Annotated in this window: 11 protein-coding genes; 3 read left to right on the top strand and 8 right to left on the bottom strand. The window is 56.1% G+C overall.

The genetic code is table 11. The annotated features are described in order from the left end of the window. Positions 1–2: 2 nt before the first annotated feature. Positions 3–647 (bottom strand): D-glycero-alpha-D-manno-heptose-1,7-bisphosphate 7-phosphatase, encoded by a 645-nt coding sequence (locus tag LG297_RS07380; RefSeq protein ID WP_404426282.1) that lies wholly within the window; start codon positions 645–647, stop codon positions 3–5. A gap of 224 nt (positions 648–871) precedes the next feature. Between LG297_RS07380 and LG297_RS07375 the strand changes: the two genes are divergently transcribed. Further along, positions 872–1,747: an AEC family transporter gene (locus LG297_RS07375; protein WP_404426281.1), complete on the top strand. Its 876-nt coding sequence runs from the start codon at positions 872–874 to the stop codon at positions 1,745–1,747. A gap of 2 nt (positions 1,748–1,749) precedes the next feature. Here the strand turns inward: LG297_RS07375 and LG297_RS07370 are convergent, their stop codons facing one another. The 4 genes from LG297_RS07370 to glmM are packed head-to-tail and all read right to left on the bottom strand — an operon-like array spanning position 1,750 to position 4,878. Beyond that, complete coding sequence (locus tag LG297_RS07370) at positions 1,750–2,106, bottom strand: hypothetical protein (protein WP_404426280.1); 357 nt, start codon at positions 2,104–2,106, stop codon at positions 1,750–1,752. Beyond that, on the bottom strand, positions 2,103–2,645 hold the full coding sequence (locus LG297_RS07365) for a DinB family protein (protein ID WP_404426279.1): 543 nt from the start codon (positions 2,643–2,645) through the stop codon (positions 2,103–2,105). The genes LG297_RS07370 and LG297_RS07365 overlap by 4 nt, the downstream gene beginning before the upstream one ends. 32 nt (positions 2,646–2,677) lie before the next feature. Continuing rightward, positions 2,678–3,478, bottom strand: coding sequence for a bifunctional hydroxymethylpyrimidine kinase/phosphomethylpyrimidine kinase (gene thiD, locus LG297_RS07360; RefSeq protein WP_404426278.1), 801 nt, complete (start codon positions 3,476–3,478; stop codon positions 2,678–2,680). A gap of 50 nt (positions 3,479–3,528) precedes the next feature. Beyond that, entirely contained in the window at positions 3,529–4,878 is a 1,350-nt protein-coding gene (glmM, locus tag LG297_RS07355; RefSeq protein WP_404426277.1) for a phosphoglucosamine mutase, read from the bottom strand. Between the two features lie 306 nt (positions 4,879–5,184). Between glmM and LG297_RS07350 the strand changes: the two genes are divergently transcribed. Together LG297_RS07350 and LG297_RS07345 are read left to right on the top strand one after the other, a co-directional pair. After that, complete coding sequence (locus LG297_RS07350) at positions 5,185–7,179, top strand: ATP-binding protein (RefSeq protein ID WP_404426276.1); 1,995 nt, start codon at positions 5,185–5,187, stop codon at positions 7,177–7,179. Next, positions 7,176–9,152 carry a 7TM-DISM domain-containing protein gene (locus tag LG297_RS07345; protein WP_404426275.1) on the top strand — a complete coding sequence of 659 codons (1,977 nt, stop codon included), beginning with the start codon at positions 7,176–7,178 and terminating at the stop codon, positions 9,150–9,152. The genes LG297_RS07350 and LG297_RS07345 overlap by 4 nt, the downstream gene beginning before the upstream one ends. A gap of 16 nt (positions 9,153–9,168) precedes the next feature. Here the strand turns inward: LG297_RS07345 and LG297_RS07340 are convergent, their stop codons facing one another. The 3 genes from LG297_RS07340 to ftsH form a co-directional block, all read right to left on the bottom strand. Then, positions 9,169–9,966 carry a response regulator transcription factor gene (locus LG297_RS07340; protein ID WP_404426274.1) on the bottom strand — a complete coding sequence of 266 codons (798 nt, stop codon included), beginning with the start codon at positions 9,964–9,966 and terminating at the stop codon, positions 9,169–9,171. Between the two features lie 262 nt (positions 9,967–10,228). After that, complete coding sequence (gene folP, locus LG297_RS07335; protein WP_404426273.1) at positions 10,229–11,344, bottom strand: dihydropteroate synthase; 1,116 nt, start codon at positions 11,342–11,344, stop codon at positions 10,229–10,231. A gap of 13 nt (positions 11,345–11,357) precedes the next feature. Then, complete coding sequence (gene ftsH / locus LG297_RS07330) at positions 11,358–13,304, bottom strand: ATP-dependent zinc metalloprotease FtsH (protein WP_404426272.1); 1,947 nt, start codon at positions 13,302–13,304, stop codon at positions 11,358–11,360. Positions 13,305–13,347: the final 43 nt, after the last annotated feature.

Raw genomic sequence — 13,347 nt, 5'->3', positions numbered from 1 at the left:
TTCTAACGCGCCAGAACACCGCGCGCGAATAATTCCGATACGGCCGCCTGCAAATCATCGGCAATAAAGTCGGCCTCTGCCGCCTCGGGCCAGGTTGTTTCCTTTGCACCGTGCCCGGTCCGAACGATCACCGCATGGGTTCCCGCCGCACGTCCGGCACGAATATCATTGATGCGATCCCCGATCAGAACGCTGTCCGCCAGCGAAATCGCAAAATCCTCTGCCGCGGCAAGGATCATGGCCGGGCCGGGTTTGCGACACGTGCTTTCGCGGCGATAATCCTCAATCCCGTCGGGGTGATAGGGCGAATAATAAATCCCCTGCACCGATGCCCCCGCGCGCGCCAGCATCGCAATCATCGCCTCATGCAGGTCACGCAGGCCCGCCTCGGTCAGATGGCCCCGCGCCACCGCCGACTGGTTGGTCACGATCACCACCGGAATACCGGCATCGTTAAGCTGTCTGATCGCACTTGCGATTCCGGGAATCAGGGCAAGATCCTCAATCTTTGACAGATAATGCACTTCTTCATTCACCACCCCGTCACGGTCCAGAAAAACCGCAGGCACGGGATTGCGCAGATCGCGCCAGCGCGGTGCGGGATCGATGAAATGGCGGTGAACGAAATCGTATTTTCTGGGACTCATGCCGGGGTCTTTATCTTTGTGACTGTATCCATTCAGGCCGATATCACGCCACCATGCACCATTCGCATCGGTAATGACAAGTTTTCCCCCACCGGAATCACGCAGCCATACCGCGATGTGGAAAACCAAGTGGTATTACCATTATTCGCTTGCCCCCTGACTGCCGGTCATGACAATTTCACCGACGGTCGGTTGGGCCAGATCGTTTGGGGATACTGAATTTCATGTTTGCCGATATCTTTGCCGTTCTTGCACCGGTTTTCATAACCGCAGGTCTTGGTTATATCTGGGCGCGGTCCGGCAGGCATTTCGATACGGGACTGGTGACATCCATCGTCACCTATTTTGCTACCCCCTGCCTGACCTTTGCCGCCCTGGCGACAGTCGATCTGGGGGCAAATGCGCTGATATCGATGGGCACGGCGGCCCTTGCCGCCAATATCATTTTCGTCCTGATCGGCTGGCCGATCCTCAAGATTTTCAAACTGTCTCCGCGGACCTATCTGCAATCGCTGGCCTGGCCGAATGTCGGCAATGTCGGCCTGCCGCTTTGCATGCTGGCCTATGGGCAGGATGGTCTGGCGCTCTCGGTTGCATTTTTTGCAGTTTATGTGGTCTTGCAACTGACCATCGGGGTCGCGTTCGTTTCTGGCAGTTTCTCGCTTCAATCGATCATCAAGATGCCGATCATTCCGGCAACCCTGATTGCAACCGGCTTCCTTGCCACCGATACCGAAGTCCCCGCATGGCTTTACAACACGACCAACCTGATCGGGCAGCTCACCATTCCGTTAATGCTGTTTACATTGGGCGTGTCGCTTGCCCGCCTGCGCCCGGTCAGCCTCGCACGCAGCACAGCACTCAGCATGCTGCGCCTTGCGATGGGCTTTGCCGTGGGCGTTGGGCTTTCCGAAGTCATGGGGCTTACCGGGATTGAACGCGGGGTCGTGATCCTGCAATGTTCGATGCCGGTCGCGGTATTCTGCTATCTGTTCGCACAGCTTTACAACCGCGAACCCGAAGAAGTCGCCGGTGTTGTCATCAGCTCCAGCTTCCTTGCCGCCATCGCCCTGCCCGGCCTGCTGTGGTACGTGCTTTAGACCTACTGGACAATCAGGCGATAGCTGCCCTCGCCCGTACCATCGCGGTAAAACCCGATGGCACATTCATATCGTCCCTTTTTAAGGTCCGGGTCGCCATTTTCCGATGAAAGTTTGCCGATATGCGCCCGGCATTCGGCAACGTCATCAAACCGTGCATCCGAAATACGGATATCGGTCTGTTTCTGCGTGTCGGGATAATAAACCGCCGTGACCTTTTCCCAAGGGGCAGCATCATCCGTCCAGATCAGATCGGCCACGAAACGGCGCGATCCATCGGCAATCGCGGCAACAACCAGTGCGGTGACCGCAACCAGAAAAAGACGCCGTTTGGTGCGATCCGTCAGTCTGAATTTCATACGCCGTCCCAGCCAAGGTCGTGAAAATCGGTGCCGCGAAATTCGGCATCACAATCAAGATGATATTCGTCAAGTTGCGGCGGCTTTTGCGATGTGCCGCTCAACATCGCATGCACCTGCCCGCGATGATGGGTCTGATGCACGAAAAGATGGGATAAAACCGCACCCGCCGTTTCATGCGCAACCTTCCCCTGGCCGCGATCAAGTGCCACCAATCGGGTCGCATCGGCATCCGACAGTTTTTCGCAGAATTTCAGCAATGTTTGATCACTGTCACGCTGGGCATCGGAAAGTGCCGCGATATCGGAAAACGGGTTTTCATCAGCAAAACAGTCACGCCCGCGCCCGCCGGCAAAAAGGGCATCGATGTAATACCAGTCGATAATCAGAATATGATTAAGCGTTCGCAGGATCGTTGGAAAGAATGACGTGCGTTCGGCGTTCAGTTCGGCATCTGACAGTCTGGAACAGACCGTCAGCAACCGATGATTGGACCACGCATTATTGCGCGCCTGATGGAAAAAAGAGGTTCCCGGCATGGCATTGTTTTCCTGCACGAAACCCCGTCCCCTTACTCGCCGGTAACGGGGTGGGCGTGATTAAGCGGACCATTCCCCTTGCCATAATCAGGTGCGGTGCGGATCGCTTCGCGCACAAATGCCCTCGCGCGCGCCACCGAATCGCTCAATCCCATGCCCTGCGAAAGCCCCGTGGCAATCGCACTGGCAAGCGAGCATCCCGTACCATGATTGTTTTCCGACGGAATACGATCTGCCTCAAACCCTTCGATGTCGCCATCATGGCGCCACAGGATATCAACAATCCGCTCGCCGTCGGCATGGCCGCCCTTGACCAGCACCGCCTTGGCACCCAGTTCACCGATCTTGCGGGCGGCTTCGATCATGTCGCCCTCATCAGTGATTTTCATCCCCGAAAGCACTTCGGCCTCGGGAATATTGGGCGTCAGGACGGTCGCCAGCGGCACCATGTTTTTGATCAGGGCATCAACCGCATCTTCATTCAACAACCGCGATCCGCTTTGCGATATCATCACCGGATCGACAATAACCGGAATATCGGCGGCTTTGTCCCGGATGAATTTTGCAACCGCTTCGATCACCGGCACGCTATGGAGCATACCGGTCTTGATCGCATCGGCCCCGATATCATCAATCGTGACTTCGGCCTGATGGACGATCAGTTTCGGATCAATGCCCAGCACATCAAAAACACCGGTGGTATTCTGCACCGTCAGCGCCGTAATCGCCGTTGCCGCATATCCGCCCAGAACGGTCACGGATTTGATGTCGGCCTGAATTCCGGCCCCGCCGGAACAATCCGAACCGGCAATGATCAAGACGCGACCTTTCATGATCGACCTCCAAGCACTTCTGATATTCGCTTCAAGATAGTGCCGCTGCGTTAACCTGCAACAGCCATGATTTCGGCAACAATGCCATCAACAATCTGTTCAACCTTGATCGCGTCGTCCCCTTCGGCCATCACGCGGATCAGCGGCTCGGTCCCCGATTTACGGATCAGAACACGACCATCCCCGTCAAAGGCCCGCTCGGCACTGGAAATCGCATCGACCACACTGCTGTGTGACAGCGGATCGGAACCCGCCGCATACCGCACATTCTTAAGGATCTGCGGCAACGGATCAAACACACGGCTGACTTCCGAAACCGGGCCATCGCGATCGGCCAGAACCGCCAGAACCTGAAGGGACGCCAGCAATCCATCCCCGGTCGAAGCAAAATCCGACAGCACGATATGACCGGACTGTTCCCCGCCGACATTGCAATCAAGGGCGCGCATCTGTTCGACAACATAACGATCCCCGACCTTGGTACGGATCAGGCGCAACCCGTTGCTTTCAAGATAACGTTCAAGCCCAAGGTTCGACATCACGGTCGCCACCAGCGCGTTACCCCGCAACTGCCCGGTGCGTTTCCAATGCGTGGTGACAAGGCCCATCAACTGATCCCCATCGATCAGCTGGCCCTTTTCATCACACATCTGAACCCGGTCGGCATCACCATCCAGGGCAATCCCCACATCGGCCTTTTCGGCCAGCACACGCTCGCACATGGTTTCGGTGTGGGTGGAACCGCATTCGGCATTGATGTTAAGGCCGTTGGGCCGGGTGCCGACTTCGATAACATCCGCACCCAGTTCGCGCAAAACCTTGGGGGCCACGGAATAGGCCGCCCCATTGGCACAATCCAGAACGATCTTGAGCCCCTCGAGCGTCACGGAAGACGGCAGCGACGATTTGACCGCCTCGATATAGCGTCCCGGCGCATCATCAATGCGCTGCGCACGGCCAAGCTTGTCCGCAGCAACCAGAAGGGCGGACATATCACTGTCCATCATGGCTTCGATTTCAAGTTCGACCTCGTCGGACAGCTTGAAACCATCCGGGCCAAAAAGCTTGATCCCGTTATCCTGAAACGGGTTGTGGGACGCCGAAATCATCACACCGATATCGGCCCGCATGGATTTGGTCAGCATGGCGACCGCCGGGGTCGGCATCGGCCCCACCAGCATCACATCCATGCCCATCGACGTAAAACCGGCCACCAAAGCCGGTTCAAGCATATAGCCCGACAAACGGGTATCCTTGCCAATCACCACACGATGACGATGATCGCCACGGGTGAAATAATGCCCTGCGGCCATCCCGACCTTAAGCGCGACCTCGGCTGTCATGGGGGCGGTATTGGCGGTTCCGCGGATACCGTCGGTCCCGAAATATTTACGGCTCATGCTCGTCTTCTCTGCTTCCATTCCGGCACATTCATGCACCGGTTATTTTTCCTGACTGCTGGTTATATCAAAGTGTCCGCGCAATGCTACCGGCAAGTGACCGATTATACCCCTCATAAGCAACCGATCCGTTAACCCCATCCTTCATGCTTCGCTTATAAAAGCCATGACCTTGGCCGTAAAACCCGGTATCTAGAACGTGAAACGTTTGAACGATCCGGATTTGGGGGCATTTTGCGGAAAGTCGGTTACCGCGCGGGATATCTTGCAGGGATCGCAATACTGATCATCATTTCGATGATTTTCATGACCCGCCCCGCCCTCGCCCATTCCGGTGCTCATGAGCTTGTCATCGGGACCTATTCCGAAGATCGCTCCAAAGAGCGCAATGACATCGACCTTCGCCCGTTAATTGAACGTCTGGCGACCAAAGAACCGATCAGGACGCCGGCCGATGTCGCAGCCCTGGCGCCCGATAACTTCACACCGCTTATCGGATCGTCCGGTGCCGGTTATACACCGGAAACCGTCTGGTACCGGATGCCGGTCCGGGTGACAGAAGCAGGCACCGAACCGATTGACCAGAACCGTTATCTTGAAATTTCGCCCGCCTATCTGAACAAGGTCGATCTGACGATGATCGATGACGAGACACGCATCCTTGTGTGGCATGACGTGGTTGGCGACCATATTGCGCGCAATGAAACCGAAGCCCGTGGACGGCTGCATCTAAGTGCATGGCCCGAACTTCCCGCCGGTAAATACTGGCTGGTGATTGGCGTCTCAACCAACAGCGCACAGCTTCTGGGGGCGCGGCTCAAGACCGACACGGTGCTTATAGATGAAAACGTGCAGGATACCTTCCTGTATGGCCTTTATCTTGGCGTGCTTCTGATCGGGTTCATGGTCTATTTCACACTGGGTCTGCTGAGCCGCGACCGGGCCATCATCTGGTACGGGCTTTATATTTTTGCCCTTTTCACGGCAACTGTCGGCACGTCGGGTTATGCCCAATTGCTGTTTTCCGGCACGTGGCAACTGGCAAGCGATGCCATTACCGGAACCGGTACCGCGCTTTCGATTGGTACCAGTGTTGCGATGTGGCTGTATATCATTGAACTTGAACGGCATAATCGCACCGCATTTCGGGCCCTGATGGGGTACGCGATCATTGCCTGTCTGGGTTCCCTGACCGCACTTGGCCATCTTTATATTTACTTCGTACAAATCTTCTTCCTGCCGCAAATCGGTGTGTTGCTGGCTCTTCTGGGATATCTGGTCTATTACGGCTGGGCAAAGCCGGGGATGCAACGGCTTCGGATATATGCTCTGGCGCTGGGCATCCCGGCCGCGGCGGCGATCATTTATATGCTGATGTTGCTGGGCCTTGTCCCGGCCAATGATTTTACACTCAACTGTTATCAGTTGGCGTCCCTTGTGCATTTGCTGCTGCTTGGCATTGCGATGGCCTGCCGAACCCATGATCTGGCAAATCAGCGCGTTGCCGCCTATCGCAACAGCGCACGCGCCAACCAGCTCGCCGACGAGCAGCGTGAATTCATCACCATGCTGTCGCACGAATTCCGAACCCCGCTGGCCATTATCCAGCGTGCGGCAGAAATGGTTTCCCTGCATATGCGCAGCGATGCACCAGAAGCCGTGACAAGCCGCATATCGACCATTCGCGGGCATGCATCCCAGCTATCCGAACTGGTCAATGTTTTCCTGACCAAGGAAACGCTCGATAGTACCAATTTCCATATCTCGCCCAGACCGACCATCCTGGCCTCGTTTCTGAACGATCTGGTCAAACGGCGCCAGCGAGAGACGCCCGATCACGATATCGATCTAAGCGATACGGATTTTACCGTTGCCATGATCGACAGGACCCTGATTGAACGCGCACTAAGCAACCTGATTGAAAACGCCCGGAAATACGCCCCGGACGCCAGTGTCCGCATCGGCTTTACCCATCGAAGCGACGGTTATGTCTATATCCGCGTTACCGACAACGGGCCGGGGATTTCGCAAGACGACCTGGCAATGGTTTCCGAGGCATTTTACCGTGGCAACACATCGGGCAGCACGCATGGTGTCGGCCTGGGCCTGCATATCACCAACCGCATCATCAGCGCCCATCGCGGCCGCATGACAATCAGCGTTGGTGAAAAAGGCGGTACAACCGTTCTGATTCGCCTGCCCTATGATCGTGAACTGACCAACAATAATATCGAAGCCGCCCAAACCAGCGATCTTGATCCGCCTGCCATGCCGGGTTCCATCACAGGAACCCCGTCATGATCACTCAGAACCATATGCGCAAATTCGGACTGTTTCATCTGGTGCCGCTGGCATTGGTCGTCATGTTGTGCGCAGTCCTTGTCCCGATACAGGGCAAGGCTACGGAAAACGGACCGTTAACGCTTCTTCCGGATATTTCTGGCCCGGTTAACCTGCATGACCATGTGCTGTGGCTGGAAGACCGGACAAACGACCTGACACTTGATGATGTCCTGAATATGCCGGTCGGGAATTTCACACCAAGCCAAGGCATTCCCAGCTTTGGCTATACCGGCGACACTGTCTGGTACCGGTTGCAGCTTTCGGTCCCCGAAGGATTGCAAGAACCCCTGCACCTTGAAATTCAGCCCGGCTATATGAATTTCATCGATGCCTATCTGATCAGGCAGGGTACATCACGCCATTTATGGCAAAGCCATATGGGCGATCACATCCCTGCCAGCCAGCGGCCAACACGCGGCAGTCATCATGTTGATCGCATCCCCCAACTCGAACCGGGGGACTACACGCTTTTTATTCGCACCAAATCGAACAGCACCCAGTTTCTGATCGCCAGAATCTGGCCAACCGATCAGCTTGTTTCCAGTCTGACGCTGCGTGATGCCGGGCTTAGCATCTATTTCGGAATCATCCTGATGCTGGGGACTGTCTATATCCTTCTGGGGGGGCTTGCGCGGGATCGGGCGGTTGCGACATATGGCTTTTGCGTGCTTCTGATCGGTACGCTGGCGTCATCGGTCAACGGTCTTGTCCTGTCGATTGTTCAACCCGAATGGCCCTATGCCAATGATCTGATTGTTGGTGTCTCCAACGCACTGGGGGCGGCTGCGACTGTTTTCCTGTGGTTCTACATTCTTGATCTGAACAAACAGAATGTGGTGCTCGCACGGATCGTCAAAATCTATTGCGGGCTGTCAGTCGCCTTCATATTCACCGCAACCACCGATCTTTATGCATTGTATGGCACCTATGTCGTGCCCCTGCATGCCGCAGTTCTGACGACATTATGCGGTGTTCTGGCCTATCGGATCATCCGTGCCCCGACAGAATGGTTACTCTGGATATATTTCGTTGTGATTGCGGTCCCGACGGCGGCGGGGGTCCTTTTGCAGATCACCCATGCCGGATTGATTGCCGCAACCCCCGCCAGACTGGGGCTGCATCAATTCACGCTGCTTTTCCATATGTGTGCCATGGGCCTGCTCATGGGGTTTCGCCTGTCAAGGATCGAAAAGGAACGTATCGACGCCATCAAGGTCGCCACGGCGACAACGTCGCTTGTCGGTGAACAGCGCAAACTGATTTCGATGCTGTCGCACGAATTCCGGACCCCGCTTGCCGTTATTCAAAGATCATCTGAAATGCTGTCCTTGCGGCTGCGCGAAGCCCATATCGATATTACCGACCGTTTGCAACGCATTCAGGATCAGGCCCGGAAATTATCGCGTCTGGTCGATATTTTCCTGAACAAGGACGGCATTGATGACAACGATTTTGCATTGGCGCGCGAACTGGTGCCGGTCAATCGCCTGCTGGCCGATTTCGTATCGAACACGTCACGCCCCGATGCCGAAATCACCCTTGAATGCGTCGGCACCGAACATCTGGAAACCTATGTCGATATCACGCTTGTCGGCCTTGCCATCACCAATCTGATCGAAACGGCACGGCGATATGCCCTTGGTGCGCCCATTCATGTAACGGCACGGCCCAACAGTGACTGGCTTGTTGAAATCGATATCCCGTATCACGGACAGGATTTGAACAGCGATGAAATCCGCCGCATCAGCGATGCCCTGTTCCGCCGCGAGGTTGAGGCAGCATCACTGCAAAGCGCACTCGGGCTGCATATTTCCCAGCGCATCGTCGATGCACATGGCGGATCGATCAGAATGCGCGACAAGGGTCCGGATGGTGTTGAACTTTGTCTGCTTCTGCCCTGTGACGAGATCGATCAATCATTCGCCGATTAGATAATCGCAGCCTCTCTCAGGCGCTTTCGGCGGACACACCGACAATAACGGCAGAGGACGTAAAGGCATATCCGCGGCCATATGCGGTCCTGATTGGCAATTCTTCGCCAACTTCGCGAAGCACCTTCTGGCGGACACGCCGGATTGCCGTATCAAGATTGCGGCAATTTTCGGCCGTATCGGCCTTGCCCAGTGCCATGACGATTTCCGGGCGCGTCAGCCACGCCCCGTTGGCTTCGACCAGCAACTGCACAATCGTGCGTTCGGTCGCCGTCAAGGTCGTCGAATTGCCATCGGAATTGCCAAGCGTCCAGTTCAGCATATCAAGCGTCCAGCGCCCTTCGCGGGCCGGTGCCTCAAGTTCGGCGTCTGCCTCGTTCTCGCCCTTGCCAACCCGGCGCAATAACGGGCGCAACGCGGCTTCGATCACCGAAAGGGGGCTGTCCTTGGTCAGGTAAACATCGGCACCGGATTTATACCCCGTTAAATGATGATCCATCCCCGCAAGCGAGGTCAGCATCATGATGCCGCAATCAAGATTGGCGCGCGCATATTTGGCCAGCTCGTACCCGTCGGTATCGGGCAACATGATATCAAGGATCACCGCAGCCGGTGTTTGGGATTTCAGGGCGCGATGAAACGCTGCGCCGGTTTCACAACCGACAACATCAAACCCGCACATCTCGAGGTATTCGCACAAATCCCGATTAAGATCGGTATTATCCTCGACCACGAAAACACAAGTCGCCATCGTTTCCTGACCCGCAGCCTTTTGCGGCTGTTCAACGCGCACGCGCGCGCTGTGTCCGTTCATTCAACTTCGCCTTCACTGTTTGCTCAGAACCAACCATTCGCGCGACCTTCATGATCGCATTTAGTTTTATCTATAATGGTATGTGGTGATTGGGGAAAATCCGCAAGCCCCAAGCACAATCTGTCAGAAATTGCCAGATTCCCCATACCAAGAAAAAGGCCCGCAGCCCCGGCACCCGAAAGTACACAAAACTGCAGGCCTTTTATAAATCGTTGGTGACAACCGTCAATCTATACATCCATAGATTGACAGTCGAAGAAAGCTATACCATGGACGTGGCCGTCGTAACCGAAATGGACTGAACCGTCTCTTGCACATCATGCACACGGATCATCTGAACCCCGTGACGCCAGCCATTGACCGCCGATGCAATCGACCCGCCCAGACGTTCCTTGGGGGACGCTGCCGGATCGATTTTGCCGATGAACGACTTGCGTGACGTGCCCAGCAAAACCGGGCAACCCAGACCATGGAAAATCGCCAGACGCGACAGCAGTTCAAGATTATGCGACAGCGACTTGCCAAATCCGATGCCCGGATCGACGCAAATGCGATCACGCGGTATCCCGGCCCGTTCGCAACTTTCGATCCGGTCGAGCAGATAGTCATACACATCCAGAACCGCACAATCATATTGCGGGTTTTCCTGCATCGTGCCCGGTTCGCCCTGCATATGCATCAATATGACCGGCTTGCCCGATGCCGCCGCCACCTCCATCGACCGGTCATCTCCCTCAAGCCCGGTCACGTCATTGATGATCGCGGCCCCGGCCTCAATCGCGGCGTCCATCACCGCGGCATGGCGGGTATCGATGGAAACGCAATGGCCGTCATCGGCCAAGGCACGGATCACCGGAACAACACGGGCGATCTCGTCGGCCTCGGAAACGGTTTCCGCCCCCGGACGGGTCGATTCCCCGCCAATATCAAGGATGGATGCCCCCTGTGCGGCCAAATCGCGCGCACGCGCAATCGCCTGATCGGTGGTGTTGTAATCGCCACCATCCGAAAAGCTGTCCGGCGTGACATTGACAATGCCCATCACATGGCAGGACGCCATATCAAGCCCGGCAAAATCCGCCCGCTTTGTCGTCAGACGGTTCAGAACGTCATTGATTTCATCAACCCGCCCCGAATTCTGAACCCAGCCTTCAAGGGCCAGCAACGGCAGGATCATGCTTTCGGCCCCGCCGCCTTCGCGACGACGGATGATTTCAAGGGCGGAAAACCCGCGGCGCGATCCGGCCAACGGTAAAGTATTGGGATCATCGGCATGGTCGATGAAACCGGTAGGTGCGTAATATAACGGTCCGTCAAAATCGGCAAAGCCCCGCACATCGGCGGGGCTTCGCAGGACCGATCCTTCGATCTTGTCCATCAGTCTCTTTCAGTTAGCTGCCCGGTTGTGGCTCGGGGGACAGGTCCCCGCTACCTTCACCCGGGTTTTCCTTGCGCGCTCCACCGGTGGTCGGCACGGTCGAACGGCGTCCGCCGCCCGTCGCATCCTTGCCACTATTGTTGGAGTGACCCGCACGGTTGATTTCCTCGCCACGCAGAAGCGCATCGATTTCCTTGCCCGAAAGGGTTTCGTATTCCAGAAGCCCCTTGGCCAGAACATGCAGATCGTCAAGATGCTCGGTCAGAACCCGCTTGGCGAAAACATACGCCTCGTCCGAATAACGACGCACTTCCTCATCGATCAGCTGGGCGGTTTTTTCCGATACGTTCTTGTGCTGGGCAACGCTATGCCCCAGGAAGACTTCTTCCTGGTTATCAACATATTTGACGTTGCCAAGAAGATCGGAGAAGCCCCATTCGGTCACCATCTTGCGCGCATATTGCGTCACCATATTGATGTCCGAAGACGCACCCGTCGTGACCTTGTCCTTGCCAAAAATGATTTCCTCGGCAACGCGGCCACCCATGGCAACCGCAAGATCGGAAATCAGTTGCTCATAGGACTTGGAAATCTGATCGCGTTCCGGCAGACGCATCACCATGCCCAGCGCACGACCGCGCGGAATGATGGTGGCCTTGTGGATCGGATCGGATGCCGGGGTATGCAGCGCGACAAGCGCATGACCGGCTTCATGATAGGCCGTCAGCTTTTTCTCGTCATCGGTCATGATCATGGAACGGCGTTCCGCCCCCATCATCACCTTGTCCTTCGCATTCTCGAAATCGGCCATCGTAACAACGCGCTTGCCAAGACGGGCTGCCAGAAGCGCTGCCTCGTTGACAAGGTTCGCCAGATCCGCCCCCGAGAAGCCCGGCGTACCGCGCGCAACAGTGCGCAGATCAACATCCGGCCCCAGCGGAACCTTGCGGGCATGAACACCAAGAATATGTTCACGGCCTTCAAGGTCCGGGTTCGGCACAACGACCTGACGGTCGAAACGACCGGGGCGCAGCAATGCCGGGTCCAGAACGTCCGGACGGTTGGTTGCCGCCACAAGGATCACACCCTCGTTGGCTTCAAAACCATCCATCTCGACCAGAAGCTGGTTCAGGGTCTGTTCGCGTTCATCGTTGCCACCGCCAAGACCGGCACCACGATGGCGGCCAACCGCGTCGATTTCATCAATGAAGATGATGCAAGGTGCGTTCTTTTTGCCCTGTTCGAACATGTCACGCACACGCGATGCGCCGACACCGACAAACATTTCCACGAAATCGGAACCCGAAATCGTAAAGAACGGAACGTTGGCTTCACCGGCAATCGCACGCGCCAGCAACGTTTTACCCGTACCCGGAGGCCCGACCAGCAGCATGCCTTTGGGGATTTTACCGCCAAGGCGCTGGAATTTCTGCGGATCGCGCAGGAAGTCGACGACTTCTTCAAGCTCGCCCTTGGCTTCCTCGATCCCGGCAACGTCTTCAAAGGTAACGCGACCGGATTTCTCGGTCAGCATCTTGGCCTTTGATTTGCCAAAGCCCATGGCCTTGCCACCGCCGCCCTGCATCTGGCGCATGAAGAAAATCCACACCCCGATAATCAGCAGCATCGGGAACCAGCTGATCAGCGCACTCATAAGCGGCGACAGGCTTTCTTCCGGCTGGGCGATGATACGAACGCCCTTGTCGTTCAGACGTTCGACAAGGCTCGGATAATCAGGGGTGTAAACACTGACGGTCCGGTTATCACGGGTTTGCGCCGTAAGAGTGTTGCCCTGGATCGTAACTTCTGAAATCTGGCCGCTGTCAACTTCGGCCAGGAAGTCCGAAAACGCCAGTGTCGACTGGCCGCTTCGTCCTGATGGCGACTGAAACAGGTTAAACAAAGCCACCAAAAGGATGGCAATGATAACCCACAGTGCGAGATTTTTTCCCATATTCATTCCAAGCTACTGATCGCAATTTGTGTTCGCCATGACGCGCAAT

Source organism: Thalassospira australica, assembly GCF_044790785.1.
Lineage (GTDB): Bacteria > Pseudomonadota > Alphaproteobacteria > Rhodospirillales > Thalassospiraceae > Thalassospira > Thalassospira australica_A.
The sequence above is the reverse complement of the archived record's forward strand: the minus strand, read 5'-3'. Positions and strand labels throughout refer to the sequence as shown.